16 protein-coding genes are annotated in these 15,078 nt (G+C 33.5%); 15 read left to right on the top strand and 1 reads right to left on the bottom strand.

Going from position 1 to position 15,078, the window contains the following annotated elements; translation table 11 throughout:
* Positions 1–38 precede the first annotated feature (38 nt).
* The 9 genes from NJT12_RS17460 (at position 39) to NJT12_RS17420 (ending at position 10,054) form a co-directional block, all read left to right on the top strand.
* A complete protein-coding gene (locus tag NJT12_RS17460; protein WP_271337213.1) occupies positions 39–809 on the top strand; it encodes a DUF3108 domain-containing protein in 771 nt (256 codons plus the stop codon).
* Positions 809–1,750 (top strand): tryptophan 2,3-dioxygenase family protein, encoded by a 942-nt coding sequence (locus NJT12_RS17455; RefSeq protein ID WP_271337212.1) that lies wholly within the window; start codon positions 809–811, stop codon positions 1,748–1,750. Before NJT12_RS17460 ends, NJT12_RS17455 begins: the two co-directional genes overlap by 1 nt.
* 23 nt (positions 1,751–1,773) lie before the next feature.
* Positions 1,774–2,994, top strand: coding sequence for a M23 family metallopeptidase (locus NJT12_RS17450; protein ID WP_271337211.1), 1,221 nt, complete (start codon positions 1,774–1,776; stop codon positions 2,992–2,994).
* A gap of 38 nt (positions 2,995–3,032) precedes the next feature.
* On the top strand, positions 3,033–3,653 hold the full coding sequence (locus tag NJT12_RS17445; RefSeq protein ID WP_271337210.1) for a hypothetical protein: 621 nt from the start codon (positions 3,033–3,035) through the stop codon (positions 3,651–3,653).
* Positions 3,598–4,038, top strand: a complete 441-nt coding sequence (locus NJT12_RS17440) for a hypothetical protein (protein ID WP_271337247.1) — start codon at positions 3,598–3,600, stop codon at positions 4,036–4,038. Before NJT12_RS17445 ends, NJT12_RS17440 begins: the two co-directional genes overlap by 56 nt.
* A 105-nt stretch (positions 4,039–4,143) precedes the next feature.
* A complete protein-coding gene (gene pgi, locus NJT12_RS17435; protein WP_271337209.1) occupies positions 4,144–5,787 on the top strand; it encodes a glucose-6-phosphate isomerase in 1,644 nt (547 codons plus the stop codon).
* A gap of 320 nt (positions 5,788–6,107) precedes the next feature.
* Positions 6,108–8,942, top strand: coding sequence for a TonB-dependent receptor (locus tag NJT12_RS17430; RefSeq protein ID WP_271337208.1), 2,835 nt, complete (start codon positions 6,108–6,110; stop codon positions 8,940–8,942).
* Positions 8,943–9,047: 105 nt separating this feature from the next.
* Positions 9,048–9,470: a hypothetical protein gene (locus NJT12_RS17425; protein WP_271337207.1), complete on the top strand. Its 423-nt coding sequence runs from the start codon at positions 9,048–9,050 to the stop codon at positions 9,468–9,470.
* A gap of 89 nt (positions 9,471–9,559) precedes the next feature.
* A complete protein-coding gene (locus NJT12_RS17420; protein WP_271337206.1) occupies positions 9,560–10,054 on the top strand; it encodes a septal ring lytic transglycosylase RlpA family protein in 495 nt (164 codons plus the stop codon).
* 96 nt (positions 10,055–10,150) lie between these two features.
* On the opposite strand, the gene NJT12_RS17415 is transcribed toward NJT12_RS17420, so the two are convergent.
* Positions 10,151–10,606: a DinB family protein gene (locus NJT12_RS17415; protein WP_271337205.1), complete on the bottom strand. Its 456-nt coding sequence runs from the start codon at positions 10,604–10,606 to the stop codon at positions 10,151–10,153.
* A 79-nt stretch (positions 10,607–10,685) separates the two neighbouring features.
* Between NJT12_RS17415 and NJT12_RS17410 the strand changes: the two genes are divergently transcribed.
* The 6 genes from NJT12_RS17410 to nadD all read left to right on the top strand — a co-directional run bounded on the left by NJT12_RS17410 (position 10,686) and on the right by nadD (position 14,654).
* Positions 10,686–11,039, top strand: a complete 354-nt coding sequence (locus NJT12_RS17410; protein WP_271337204.1) for an arsenate reductase family protein — start codon at positions 10,686–10,688, stop codon at positions 11,037–11,039.
* 398 nt (positions 11,040–11,437) lie between these two features.
* Entirely contained in the window at positions 11,438–12,298 is an 861-nt protein-coding gene (locus NJT12_RS17405) for a YicC/YloC family endoribonuclease (RefSeq protein ID WP_271337203.1), read from the top strand.
* A gap of 6 nt (positions 12,299–12,304) precedes the next feature.
* Positions 12,305–12,904, top strand: coding sequence for a hypothetical protein (locus NJT12_RS17400; protein WP_271337202.1), 600 nt, complete (start codon positions 12,305–12,307; stop codon positions 12,902–12,904).
* Positions 12,905–12,930: 26 nt separating this feature from the next.
* On the top strand, positions 12,931–13,506 hold the full coding sequence (gmk, locus tag NJT12_RS17395; protein WP_271337201.1) for a guanylate kinase: 576 nt from the start codon (positions 12,931–12,933) through the stop codon (positions 13,504–13,506).
* Positions 13,507–13,580: 74 nt separating this feature from the next.
* Entirely contained in the window at positions 13,581–14,003 is a 423-nt protein-coding gene (locus tag NJT12_RS17390; RefSeq protein ID WP_271337200.1) for a DoxX family protein, read from the top strand.
* Positions 14,004–14,072: 69 nt separating this feature from the next.
* Positions 14,073–14,654, top strand: a complete 582-nt coding sequence (nadD, locus tag NJT12_RS17385) for a nicotinate (nicotinamide) nucleotide adenylyltransferase (RefSeq protein WP_271337199.1) — start codon at positions 14,073–14,075, stop codon at positions 14,652–14,654.
* Positions 14,655–15,078: the final 424 nt, after the last annotated feature.

The following is a 15,078-nucleotide window of genomic DNA, read 5'->3' as shown; positions in this document are numbered from 1 at the left end:
ATTTCTTTATCTTTATAATGAAATGTAAAAATTGTACTATGAAAAAATTAATCCTCATCATATTAATTCTCACGACCCTCAGTTTCGACACTCAGAAAGAGGACGCTTTCGATACTGGAGAATACTTTAAATTCCGAATTCACTACGGAATTATAAATGCCGGATATGCCACACTCGAAATAAAAGACGCTACCGTAAACAATAAAAAAGTGTTTCATGCTATAGGTAAAGGGTACACAACCGGAATGTCAAAATTTTTCTTTAAGGTCGAAGACTTATACGAAAGCTATTTTGACAAACAAACCGGAAGTCCGTATCGTTACGTTCGAAAAATTAATGAAGGCGGCTACACAAAAGACCAGGAAGGCCTTTTTGACCAAAACGCTAACAAGGTTTTAGTAAAAGACTACAAGCGTAAAACCGAAAAAACCATTATGATTACGGATAATGTTCAGGATATTATTTCCTCTTTTTATTATCTGAGAAATCATCCTACTATCGACAAACTTAAACCAGGCGAAGCAATAACAATTGATATGTTTTTTGACGACGAAATCACAAAATTTAAGTTAAAATATGTAGGCCGTCAAGATATTACAACTAAATTTGGAACCGTTTCTACCATGATGTTCAAACCTCTGGTACAAGCAGGAAGAGTTTTTAAAGAAAAAGAAAGCGTAACACTCTGGATCACAGATGACGACAACAAAGTTCCGGTTAGAATAAAAGCAGATCTGGCAGTGGGATCACTCAAAGCAGATCTTGACGAATATAAAGGATTAAAAAATCCATTTAAAGTAAAAAAATAATGAACCTTACTGATCATTCAGAATCAATTTTAAAAGAAATTGACCTTAAATTCCAAGCTATAAATCAAAAAACTGAGGTTCAATTAGAAGGATTACTTTGGTCAAAACCAATTACTTATTGGGATTACATTCAAACTGATGCGCTATTAAGTTTACAAACACAACGCACCACACTTCCTGACGAAATGGTTTTTATCATGTATCATCAGGTAAATGAATTGATTTTTAAAATGATCTTATGGGAAATTGATCAAATTGCAGATACCCAAAATATTCAGGTAGCTTTTTTTAGCGAGAGATTATCAAGAATCACACGATATTTTGATATGCTGACAAATTCTTTCAGTATTATGGAAAACGGAATGGATGTTGACCAATACATGAAATTCAGAAATACTCTAACTCCCGCAAGTGGTTTTCAGAGCGCACAATATAGATTGATAGAATTTGCTTCGACAGACGTTATCAATCTAACAGATCGCAGATACAAGGAAAATTTTAACGAAAATACCGATTTAGAAACCAGCTTTGAACATTTATACTGGCAGGCTGCCGGAAAAGATTATCAGACAGGTGAAAAATCATATTTACTTCAGGAATTTGAGAAAAAATATAAAGGTCAGTTTTTGAGACAAATGTCGGAGTTTAAAACTAAAAACATCTGGCAAAAATTTACACAATTACCTATCGAAGACCAGCAAAGCCCAGAATTAATTGACGCCATGCGTCATTATGATAAAACTGTGAACATCACTTGGGTAATGCAACATTTAAACACAGCAAGAAAATACATTCTGGAAAGTGGCAAAGGCAATGGTGAGGCCACAGGAGGCAGTGATTGGCAAAAATATATGCACCCAAAATACCAAAGACGCATCTTTTTTCCTAAATTGTGGGCCGAAGAAGAATTGTCCAATTGGGGAAACGAAACAACCATATAATTTCCTGAAAAAAATTTTAAAGTTTGAAAAAAGCATTCGTCCTTATAATCCTGTTATTCTCAATATTTTCATGTAATAAAACTGCAGAAAAAGTTGAAATTAAAGTCACAAAACCGAAAACAAAAAAAGTAGAATTTGGCTTTAATTATGCTGATTTTAATGTTCTTCATGATACTATAAAAAAAGGAGACTCTTTTGGCTCTATTATACAGCGCCAGAATATTGGCGACAAAAAAATCTATGACGTTGTCGAACAGATTAAAGATTCTTTTAATGTAAGATCGATTCGATACCACAAACCTTACACTATTCTTCGCTCAAAAAACAAAACAAACAAACTTCAGGTTTTTATTTATCAGCCGGATGCCTTGACATATTATGTGGTTGACTTTAGGGACAGTATTGCAAAAGCCTACAAAAAAGTAAAACCTGTTACACTAAAACGTAAAATTATTGGCGGAGTTTTAAAAAGTTCATTATCTGAAACTTTAGGAAACGAAAGCGTAGAAGCAGCATTGGCAAGCAGAATTACAAAAGTATTCTCATGGTCTATTGACTTCTTTAAACTTAAAAAAGGAGATCGTTACGGGTTAATTTTCACAGAACGCTTTATAAATGGCAAAACTTATGATGGTGTCGAAGACCTCGAAGCTGCTTTTTTTGAGTACAAAGGAAAAATAATATATGCTTTTCCGTTTAAAAAAGACACGCTTTCAGGAAAGGTCGAATATTATGATGATCAGGGAAAAACCCTGAAAAACTTCTTTCTAAAAACACCTATCAAGTTTAGCCGAATTACTTCCCGATTTACTGCAAACAGATTCCATCCGGTACAACATACCTGGAAAGCGCACAAAGGAACTGATTATGCTGCACCAACCGGAACACCTATTTCAACAACAGCATCCGGAGTTGTAGAAGCAACAGGATATACAGCAGGAAACGGAAACTTTGTAAAAGTAAAACACAACGGAACTTACTCTACTCAATATCTACACATGTCGAGGATTTTAGTAAAACGAGGACAGAGAGTTACGCAAGGTCAAACTATTGGATTAGTAGGAAGCACAGGATTAGCAACAGGACCACACGTTTGTTACCGTTTCTGGCAAAACGGCGTTCAGGTAGACGCACTGAGACTGAACTTGCCAACCGGAGAATCTTTGACAGGAAATGACAGAACCCGTTTCATGGCGCAAATAGAACCATTGAAAAGAGAATTGGACAGTATTGGGAATTTGTAATCCTTTTATTAAAAATCAGTTCTAAAAATAGAAGGATCATGAAAAACACACGTCTTAAAGCAATTTATAATGAAACTTTTTCTGGTTTAAAACTATTTTACAGAGACACTACTCTTTCTGATGATTTAATTTCAAATTATAAAATTGGACAAATAATTCAGGAAAAAGGCTTTACTGACATGACTTCTATGGGCGGTGGACTTTCCGGTAATTTAAGGTATTTAATTGCAAGTGCCCATCCAAAAGATCTATCGAAATTCAATCCTGATTCAGCAAAAAACGGTCACTTTCTTTTAGATTCCATTGCTTATTTTAAAGTATTGGACGTTTATAAAATCAAAGACAAAACGCAGGTTTTTTTATTAAACATTCCGGACAATTCCATAACACTACTAAAAAACTCAACTTCGAACTTAGAGGAAGAGATTATAGAAAAAGCCCGAAAAAAATTTTCAGATAAAATCAATTTACCTTTAGTTCCTGAGCTGCAAACTGAAAAGTGGCAAGAAAGAACTAAATCCCCGATTGGAATAGATGAAAATGGCAAACTGTTTTTTGATGATTCTAAAATCAAAACCGAAGAAACAAAAAGAATAGAAATCGATGTTACCAAGAAAACAATTGAGGTTAATAAAAAGCCCTGGTGGAAGATTTGGTAAAAAAACTTGCTACTTCAAAACAACATTCAACAAATTCCCATTAATGAAACGAGCTTTATTACTATTTATTTCAACAATAATAATTGCATGCTCTAAACCAAAGGCTTTTATTCTAAATGACACGAAAGAAAATAAATATTTCGTATTAGAATCAGTCAACAATGCCTTTGAAAAAAATCAAATTGACAAATCGCCTTTGATTGTAATAAATGGAATTCCTTTTAAATACAACAAAGAACAGGACACAATTATACTACCTCTAAAAAGAAGTGAAATACTAAGTTTAGATTTTTTAAACATAAACAGTAGCCGTATTGTATATAACGACAAAGAAAATGATGGCGCTGTTATCATAACCACAAAATCCAAAACTAAAAGTCGATAAATCGTTTTCGTAACTATTTGTTATATAATTGTGAACCCGTACCCTATTAAAACTAATTTCAGTATTTTTGTTTTTTATAACCACATTCTCAATTAAACAAATAAAATGGCTTTAAACACAACAAACCCAACCGGGACTGAAGCGTGGAAAAATCTGCAAAACCACTATAACGCAATTCACGAAACTACAATACAAGAATTATTTCAACAAGATAATAGTCGCGTTGAAAAATTCAATTTACAATGGAATGACTTTTTAGTTGATTATTCTAAAAATAATATCAATCAGGAAACGATCTCTCTTTTAGTAGAATTAGCCAATTCAATTGGATTAAAAGAAGCAATCGCTCAATACTTTGGTGGAGACATTATCAACCAGACAGAAAACAGAGCAGTTCTGCATACAGCATTACGCGCACCGGAATCTGCAGTTATAAAAGTTGATGGAGAAAATGTAATTCCTGAAGTTTATGAAGTAAAAAATAAAATCAAAAATTTCAGCCACGAAGTTATTTCTGGCGAAAGAAAAGGTTTTACAGGAAAAGCTTTTACTGACGTTGTAAATATTGGAATTGGTGGTTCTGACCTTGGACCAGTTATGGCAGTTGAAGCTTTGCAATTTTATAAAAATCACCTGAACCTTCATTTCGTATCGAATGTTGACGGCGATCACGTAAACGAAGTAATCAAAAAACTAAATCCTGAAACTACTTTATTTTTAATTGTTTCTAAAACTTTTACAACACAGGAAACATTATCAAACTCAGAAACTATTAAAGAATGGTTTTTGAAATCAGCTTCTCAGGAAGATATTGCTAAACATTTTGTGGCAGTTTCTACTAATATCCAGAAAGTAACTGAATTTGGAATCAATCCTGACAATGTTTTCCCAATGTGGGATTGGGTTGGAGGAAGATTTTCTTTATGGAGCGCTGTTGGATTAAGTATTAGCTTAGCCATTGGCTTTGATAAATATAACGATTTATTGAAAGGTGCTAATGAAATGGACGACCATTTTAAAACAGCAGAATTCGACGAAAATATTCCGGTAATCTTAGCTTTACTAAGTGTTTGGTACAATAATTTCTTTGGTGCCGAAAGTGAAGCTTTGATTCCTTACACGCAATATTTATCAAAATTAGCTCCTTATTTGCAACAGGCAACTATGGAAAGTAACGGAAAAAGTGTTGGTCGTGACGGAAAACCGGTAAACTATCAAACGGGAACTATTATTTGGGGAGAACCGGGAACAAATTCACAACATGCCTTTTTTCAATTGATTCACCAGGGAACGAAATTAATTCCGACTGATTTTATTGGATTCGTAAAACCATTATACGGGAACGAAGATCATCACGATAAATTGATGTCTAACTTTTTTGCTCAGACTGAAGCTTTGCTAAACGGAAAAACGGCAGCACAAGTTCAGGCTGAATTTGACAAACAAGGACTTTCTGCAGAAAAAGCATCTTACTTATTGCCTTTTAAAGTTTTCACCGGAAATAAACCAACCAATACGATCTTAATTCAAAAATTAACGCCTAAAAGCTTAGGATCACTTATCGCTTTATATGAGCACAAAATTTTTGTTCAGGGTGTGATCTGGAACATTTTTAGTTTTGATCAATGGGGAGTTGAACTAGGAAAACAATTAGCTAACTCTATTTTACATGAAATTAACACTAAGACGGTGGAAAATCATGATAGCTCTACTTCATTTTTGCTAAATCACTTCCTAAAGAATAAATAAAACTTAAAAAAAGTTTTTCGCAACAAACTGAAACGCCTTGATTTAACAGAAATTAAGGCGTTTTTTCGTATAAATACACCCCGAAAAACCCGTAAAGCACTGATTATTGCAAGTTTAGCACTACACCACTGTGTAAATCATTACGATTTTAACAAAAAACGGTATATAAAATTCAAAAAAACATTATTTTATGTAATAAAAAAAGAAAAAATCATTTTAATGCGCAACACATTAGATAAAACTTATTTTTCTTAACATTTTGATAACACTATCTGATTAAAATGTTATAATTTTGCCAAAAACAATAAACTAAATAACAAATGAAGACAATGAAAAATTGGTTACTCACTGGACTATTGTTCATGATTGTTTCAACCGCATTTTCTCAAGGAAAAATTACAGGTATGATTACCGACGGTAGTGGTTCATTACCGGGAGCAAACGTAGTGATCAAAGGATCTACAACTGCTACTTCTACAGATTTTGATGGTAAATTTACTCTCAGCACAACAACAAGTACAGGAGAAATCGTTATTTCTTTTTTAGGTTACGAAAACAAAACTTTAAAATTTTCAGTATCCGGTGGAACAACTAACTTAGGAACTATCGTTTTAACGTCTAATTCTAACGAATTAAGCGAAATTGTTGTAAAAAGTACAGTTGTCGATATTGCAAAGGACAGAAAAACTCCTGTAGCAGTTTCTACAATTAAAGCTGCTGAAATTCAGGAAAAATTAGGAACTCAGGAATTTCCGGAGATCTTAAGAAACACTCCTTCTGTGTATGTTACTAAATCAGGTGGTGGTTTTGGAGATTCAAGAATCAATATTCGTGGATTCAACCAAAATAACATCGCTGTTATGATCAACGGTATGCCGGTTAACGACATGGAAAATGGTTCTGTTTACTGGAGTAACTGGGCGGGATTAGCAGATGTTACTTCTGCAATGCAGGTACAAAGAGGTTTAGGAGCATCTAAACTAGCAACTCCATCAGTTGGGGGAACTATTAACATTGTAACTAAATCTTCTGACAAAAAAGAAGGTGGATCTTTCGCTTCTGGTTTTGGAAATGGAAGAAACTTTAAAATTCAGGGTTCATACAATACTGGAAAATTAGACAACGGACTTTCTGCTTCTATCTTGTTATCTCAAACAATGGGAGACGGTTATGTTGACGGAACTCAATTTGAAGGTTCTAACTATTATGTTGCTTTAGGATATGCTAACAAAAGTGGTAAACATGACTTTCAACTTACTGTAACAGGTGCTCCACAATGGCACAACCAAAGATCTACAATATCTACAATTGCTACTTACCAACAATATGGTAATAATGGTGATCCAAACATCAGATACAATGCTGATAACGGATATTTGAATGGATCTGAATATAACATCAGAAAAAATTATTACCACAAGCCTGTTGCTTCTTTCAACTGGGATTATAAAATCAACGAAACAACAAAACTTTCTTCTGTTCTTTATGCGTCTATGGGACGTGGTGCAGGAGCTAGTGCAAGTGGAGGAATTAAAGGAAAAGCGTACAGTGATGCTGTAGCTTTCAGAACACCGGACGGTTTAGTAGATTATGATAAAATCTATGCTTACAATGCTGGTCAGGCAGTTACTATTGGCGGAATGACAGGTCTTCAACAAAGACAACAAATTGGTGGGGTTTACCAAAACAGCTCTTACTTTAATACGAGTTCAAACATAAACGACTATAACCCACAAACAAATATTAATACTTCTGGTATTTCACAAACTTCATCTATCAACTCTCATGACTGGTTTGGTGCAGTAATCAACTTAAACAAAAAATTATCTAATACATTAACGTTAGATTTTGGTTTTGACGGAAGAACTTACAAAGGATACCACTATACAGTTCTAAATAACTTATTAGGCGGAGGTGAGTATTATGATAATTTTATTGCTGATCAAAAACCAGCTGGTAGACATTTGACTACAACTTATGATACAGATGTTCAATGGAATGTTTTTCAAAAGAAAGACTACGAGAAAATTTCATTCAACAGTACTGGTAATGTAAAATGGTACGGTGTATTTACTCAATTAGAATACTCTAAAGATAACCTAACAGCTTTCGTTCAGGGAGCTATATCACAACAAGGATACAAAAGAGAAGATAATTTTGTTTACAAATCAACTGATCCTTTAGCGTCTACTCCTTACAAAAACCTTACAGGTGGAAATGTTAAAGGTGGAGCTAACTACAACATCAACGAGAAAAACAATGTTTATGTTAATGCTGGATTCTACTCAAGACAACCATTCTTTAACTCAGTTTATCCTAACAACAAATCTACAGTAAACCCTAACCTTACTAATGAGGAAATCACTGGATTTGAAGCTGGTTACGGTTTCCGTTCTAGATTCTTTAATGCTACGGTAAATCTTTACAATACAACCTGGAATAACAGGTACTTAAAAGGTAACGCCCTTACTGCAACACCAACTATTCCTGCAAACTCAACTTATACAGAATTCGTAGGTCTTAACGAGGTTCACTCTGGAATTGAATTTGAAGGTAGTTCAAATATTACTCCACAATTTAAAATTACAGGTATGTTCTCTTACGGAATCTGGGAATATAAAGGAAATGCTACTGTAAATGCTTACAACCAATCAGATAACACTCCAGTAGAAGGATATACTGCTGCAACAGTATACATGGACAAAGTAAAAGTAGGTGATGCTGCTCAATTGACTGCTTCTTTAGGAGCTTCTTACGAAGTTGTTACAAGAGTAACGATTGACGCAAACTACAACTACAATGGTAATTTATATGCTGGATTAAACCCGGTAAACTTTACATCTGCAACAAACAAAGGAGCTTTAGAATTACCTTCTTACGGATTGATGGATGCTGGTTTCTCTTACAAAATGTTAACTGGTAAAAACAAAGACAAATCGGTAAACTTCAGATTAAACGTAAACAACGTTCTTGACAAAATTTACATTGCTGAGGCAAGAACTAATATTTTTGCTGATGATAACGTAAGTTCATCAAATCCTGCTTTAGGAACTTATGCTTCTAATAACAGGCTTTACAATGGAGTTGCTAACGCAAATACTGTATTCTTTGGTTTTGGAAGAACATGGAACTTTACGCTACGTTACGATTTCTAATATTTAGAATCTAAATAAATACCAAAAAACGGCATTGACTTTTAGTCTAATGCCGTTTTTTTTATGCCTTTTTTGCTATATTTGTTTTAACAAAAAAATTAATTTATGTACCATTTTCTACAAAAATTCCATTCTGGCTGGGCTTATTTAGCGCTTTTGCTTTTATTAGTTGCAGTTGTAAATGCTATCATTGGCGTAACATCAAAAAAGGATTTTACCGCTAAAGACCGCAAAATTGCATTGTTTGCTTTAATAGGAACACATACCCAATTATTAGTTGGTTTGATTCTTTATTTTGTGTCTCCATTAGGTAAAGCAGCCTTTGGACAAATGTCTAACGCAGAATTAAGACTTACTTCATTAGAACACCCATTAATCAATCTGATAGCAATCGCCCTGATTACTATTGGATGGTCTAAACATAAAAAATTAATTAATAGCGAAGCTAAATTTAAAACTTTTGCTATCTATTACGGATTAGGATTATTGCTTATATTGAGTAGAATCCCATGGAACTTATGGTTCTAAAAACCAATTAAAGCCCTAAAATTATAGGGCTTTTTTTATCTCGGCATATTATTTGTACAAACTCCCCCAAGTCTGAAAAAAAATAAAAAATGAGAAGTAAAAAACAAATTATACTTACTACACTAACAATAACTTTTTTAAGCTGTTTTACTTATGTCATAAGTCAAACAAAACCAACAGAACCTAAACCTAAAATCACCCAGGATACGGTAAAAATAGTAAGACCAGACATACTTGCCTTGCCAATTGATTCTGTATTTACAGATAAGGGTTTAAAACTAAAGCCTTATAAAAAGAATGCTCATGCGTCATACTACGCGGACAGATTTAACGGAAAGAAAACGGCTAGCGGAATCAAATTCAATAACAGTAAATATACCGCAGCGCACAAAAAACTGCCATTTGGAACCCGAATTAAAGTAACAAATGAAGCTAACGGAAAATTTGTCATAGTTAAAGTTACCGATCGTGGTCCGTTTGTAAAAACAAGAGAACTTGATCTATCGAAAAGAGCTTTTATGGAAATCGCCAAAAACAAAGGCGCCGGCGCCATGAAAGTTACAATTGAAACTATAGTAGAATAAAAATATCATATTCGATATTCAAACCCGACAGGTTTTAAAACCTGTCGGGTTTATTATTTGTAGAAATTGCGAACAGCCAAAAAATAAAGCAAAAGCTTAAACAAACTTTCTAATACTCATGACAATTCCCGTATGGATTCCTTCATGATAATTATTAAAGCTTAATGCGCCGTCTATATTTTTAAGAGTAAAACCCAAACTAGTGGTGTACTCATTGTAATCAACAAAGACTTTATTGTCGAAATCTCTTTCTGTTTGCTGCAAAGTTGTAGAAAGCAATGCTCGAATTTCATCAACCTCACCTTGTGAAACATCACCTTCCGGCTTTGTTCCTTTCCTGTATTTGGCGATAAGCTCATCTGAAACCATTGTTGGCAAACCGGATAACTTATAGATTAAAACCTGTTGTGACGATATACAATGACCAATATTCCAAATTAAATTATTGCTAAATCCGTCTGGAATTTTATTCAATTGCTCTAATGAATGATGGTCTAAAACCTTAAGAAGAATTTCTCTAATGGTCTTCTGTACTTCAAAAACTGAATTCATAATTTTATTTTTTTTTCTAAAATTAGGCATTTTTCAGTTTTAAATGAATTTTCTTTGCAGTCTCTTAAATTAAAAAATCATGAATAAAATATATTACTTAGCTTCTTGCGATACGTGCCGAAAAATTATTAAAAGCTTACCGAAAGACAATAATTTGGTTTTTCATGACATTAAACAAAATCCTATTACTGAAGCTGAATTGGAGGAAATGTACCAACTTGCCGGAAGTTACGAAGCCTTGTTTAGTAAAAAAGCACAATTATATAAATCTATGGATTTAAAGAATCAATCTTTGACTGAGGATGATTATAAGAAATATATCTTAGAACATTATACTTTTTTAAGCCGTCCGGTTTTTATTATTGATGGTAAAATTTATATTGGCAATACGCAACCTGTTACATTACAGGTAACGAAAGCTTTAGAAAAATAAAGTTCTAAAGTACACGGGTTTGCGTTAGGGATTACTTCACTATAATTTTATTCTATTTTAGTGTTCAATGAACTTCGTTTGAAGCGGAAATCCATTTTTTGAGCTTTTTCTGCTCAAAAAAAGATTGGGAGCGGATAGCCAGTCCGCCGCGGCGGGGAACGCCCAAATTAAAATTTCAGGACTAAAAAAGTTAGCCACAAATTAGACAAATTTGCAAGAATTATTTGTTATGCTTAAAATAAAGCCACAGATTAAATGATTTTCCACTAATTAAATTCGTGATAATTTGTGTAATTCGTGGCAAAAAAACTTTAAGTTGTTCAGCATAAAACAGATTAGCGATTTACAACCCAAGACTGCAAAGTTTTATTTATCTTTGCGCCTTTATACTCAATTATATGATACAATCTATGACAGGGTTTGGCAAAGCTTCTTTGCAATTGCCTACAAAAAAAATTACCGTTGAAGTAAAATCCTTAAATAGTAAAGGTTTAGATTTAAACGTAAGAATGCCGTCGCTTTATCGCGAAATGGAATTAGGTTTAAGGACTCAGATCTCTACGAAACTTGAGAGAGGAAAGATTGATTTCGGGATTTACATCGAAAGCACTTCTGAACAAACTTCGACTAAAGTAAATGTTCCTGTTGTAAAAAACTATATTGCTCAATTAAGAGAAGTATATCCCGCAGCTGATGAAACTGAATTAATGAAAATGGCGGTTCGTATGCCTGATACGCTAAAAACGGAACGTGAGGAAATCGATGAAAACGACTGGGAACAAATTCAGGTGATTATCGAGGAGGCGCTTCAAAATATCCTGACTTTTAGAAAAGATGAAGGTGAATCTCTCGAAAAAGAATTCAACCTGAGAATTGGAAATATCCGTCAATATATGAATGACGCTTTGGCTCTTGATCCGGAACGTGTTCAGGCTATCAAAGATCGTTTGCAAACTGCAATAGCTGAATTGAAAGTGAATGTTGATGAAAATCGTTTCGAACAGGAATTGATTTACTACTTAGAGAAACTGGATATTACCGAGGAAAAAGTGCGTTTAACGAACCATTTAGATTATTTCTTAGAAACTATAAAAGGTACTGAAGCTAACGGTCGTAAACTAGGTTTTATTACTCAGGAAATGGGTCGCGAGATCAATACTATGGGTTCTAAATCGAATCACGCTCAAATGCAGAAATTAGTGGTGATGATGAAGGACGAATTAGAGAAGATTAAAGAACAGGTTTTGAATGTTTTGTAAAAACGAATGAGAACATTTCTTTTTTCACTTCTTCTTCTGATAAGTTTGAACATCAAAGCTCAAAACATTTCAGAAATCAATAAGGTTTTAGAAATACCGGACACGTTAGGATTTGAAAAAGAAATTCGTATTTATAAAGATTATTCAACATCAAGTACCATCAAAATATTGAGAATGCATGATGAGGAAAAAAACAATTGGATTGTAGAAATATTTTGGTATTCGAAAAGCTCTAATAGTGTGACTAAGACTGATCAAATACAATTTCCTAAAGAAAATCTTGGAAAATTAAAACCAAAAGATGCAAATTTGATTTGGCTTAATTTACTATTAACCAATGTAGAGTTTTTACCAAGTATGACAAGCATACAATACAAGTTTGAAAAACCTTTTATTGATACAGAAAAGGGAGAGGAAATTATAGTAAAAAAGAAATTTCTTGTTATAGATGGTGTAGGTTATCAAGTTTATGTTAAAAACGGAAAACTAAAAAATAGTTTTTCTTTTGATAATCCTGAAACTTATTTAAAACGTTATCCAAACGTTAATGAATTAATCTCATATAATGAATTGTTATCAATCCTAAAAAAAGAGTTTTATCTCTGAAACGATTGATCACTTATAAATAAAGAATGAACAAAGGAAAATTAATCGTTTTCTCGGCACCTTCAGGATCGGGAAAAACAACTATAGTAAGACACTTACTTGGGAAAGAAGATTTAAATTTAGAATTTTCAATCTCAGCGGCTTCACGCGACCCACGCGGAGATGAACAACACGGAAAAGATTATTATTTTATTTCGTTAGAAGAATTCAAAAAACACATTAAAGCAGAAGATTTCCTGGAATGGGAAGAGGTTTATCGCGATAATTTTTACGGAACCTTAAAATCGGAAATTGAACGTATCTGGGCTTTGGGTAAAAATGTAATTTTTGACATTGACGTTGCAGGCGGACTACGTATCAAACACAAATTCCCTGATCAAACATTAGCTGTTTTTGTAAAACCTCCAAGTGTAGATGAATTGAAACGCCGATTAAAAGAACGTTCTACTGAAAGTGATGACAAAATCAATATGCGAATTGCAAAAGCTTCTGTAGAATTAGCAACTGCTCCACAATTTGATACCATTATAAAAAATTACGATTTAGATACAGCAAAAGAAGAAGCATATCAATTGGTAAAAGCTTTCGTAAATAAAGATTAAAGACCACATAGACAATACTTTTTTACAAAAACAACCGTTAGAATTGGATGTAAACAGCTTTTAATATCTATATTATGATTAATTTATTTGAAATAAAAAGAAACGAGAATTACCTGAATATTATTCTTCTTGTAATTAGAATATCAATTGCAACCTTAATGATTTCGCATGGCTTGTCTAAATTGAATATGCTTTTAGCAGGAGGCGAAATACAATTTCCTGACCCTCTTGGAGTAGGAAAAACAGCTTCTTTAACTCTTGCCGTTTTTGCAGAAGTAATCTGTTCGTTTTTTCTTTTTATTGGCCTGGCAACAAGATTGGCAACACTGCCATTGATAATTACAATGCTGGTTGCAGTATTTGTTATTCATGGTGCTGACCCAATCGACGTTAAAGAAATGGGAATACTATACTTGTTATTTTATTTAGTTCTTCTTGTAACCGGAAGCGGCAAATTCTCTATTGATTATTTGATTTCAAAAAAGAGTCGTTACTAAACTATTTTAATACCACAGCATAATTTAACTGTAACAATTACTTTTTTAAATTATGAAAAAACCTTTTTTATGAAGATAGGCCTTTATTTCGGAACGTATAATCCCATTCATGTTGGCCACTTAATCATTGCCAATCATATGGCTGAGTTTGCCGATTTAGATCAGATTTGGATGGTCGTTACGCCGCACAATCCGTTAAAAAAGAAAGCCACCCTATTAGACGATCATCAACGATTAGAAATGGTTTATCTTGCTACAGAAGATTATCCAAAAATTAATCCTTCTGATATTGAGTTCAAACTACCTCAGCCTAATTATACCGTAAATACTTTGGTTCATTTGCATGAGAAGTACCCAACCCATGACTTTTCATTGATTATGGGAGAAGACAATCTGAAAACACTGCATAAATGGAAAAATTACGAGGTTCTTTTAGACCACTACGACATTTATGTTTATCCAAGAATTTCTGAAGAAGAGGAAAATATTGAATTAAAATCGCATCCTAAGGTTCATATTATTGATGCCCCGATTGTTGAAATTTCTTCTACTTTTATTAGAAACAGCATTAAGGAAGGAAAAAACATTCAACCGCTTTTACCACCTAAAGTCTGGGATTATATTGATCACAATAATTTTTATAAAAAATAAAAAAAGCTGTCCGAAAAGTGTTTTGCACAGCTTTTTTCTTTAAATCTAATTTTCACACAAACTTATCATTTTCGAGGAACGAGAAATCACACACGTAATTCGACAAAGATTGACGATTTTGATTGCAGAGTTTCTGGTGCGATTTCTCGTTCCCAGAAATGACAAACTGCTGCGATAAAGATGCATTGCGAAGGACGGATTAAAATCCATCCCTACAATATCTATTTGTTTCGACGGAACGTTATTGAAGAACGATTTCAGAGAAATGATATATTTAACTGATTTTAATCCGTTGAAGGCAACGAATGATAAGAATCGGATAGGAGCCTAGGGATTAATTCCCTAGGCGACCTTCCACACCACCCGGCATACGGATCCGTACCAAGGCGGTTCTTAATTTACGATACATTTTAAGATAGATACC

The sequence above is a fragment of the Flavobacterium azizsancarii genome (genome assembly GCF_027980145.1).
Lineage (GTDB): Bacteria > Bacteroidota > Bacteroidia > Flavobacteriales > Flavobacteriaceae > Flavobacterium > Flavobacterium azizsancarii.
The sequence above is the reverse complement of the archived record's forward strand: the minus strand, read 5'-3'. Positions and strand labels throughout refer to the sequence as shown.